The following is a 270-nucleotide window of genomic DNA, read 5'->3' as shown; positions in this document are numbered from 1 at the left end:
TGGCCTCCCGCAACTTCGCGGCGTCATCAGACACGGCCCCGGACTGCACGCCATCTTCTCTGTCGGCAATCTTCATCCAGCGGTGCAGGGCAGCAGGTGAGACCCCGAAATCCTTGGCGATCTGGGTGATGGGCGCTTCGCCCTTGCGGGCAACCGCCACGACATCGCGGCGGAACTCTTCGGGAAAGGCTTTGGGCATGAGGAACATCCTTCCACCCGCAAGGATCAAATCCTCACAGGCAAAGTGTCAATCAAACCTTCAGCAGTCCC

Annotated in this window: 1 protein-coding gene; it reads right to left on the bottom strand. The window is 60.4% G+C overall.

The genetic code is table 11. The features are described 5' to 3' along the window. A partial coding sequence (locus ACETK3_RS21410; RefSeq protein ID WP_373993608.1) for a transposase occupies nt 1–199 on the bottom strand: 199 nt, incomplete at its 3' end. Between the last annotated feature and the right edge of the window lie 71 nt (nt 200–270).

The sequence above is a fragment of the Arthrobacter sp. E44 genome (assembly GCF_041877125.1).
In the GTDB taxonomy this organism is placed as follows: Bacteria; Actinomycetota; Actinomycetes; order Actinomycetales; family Micrococcaceae; genus Arthrobacter.
This window is presented reverse-complemented; position numbering and strand designations above follow the sequence as displayed.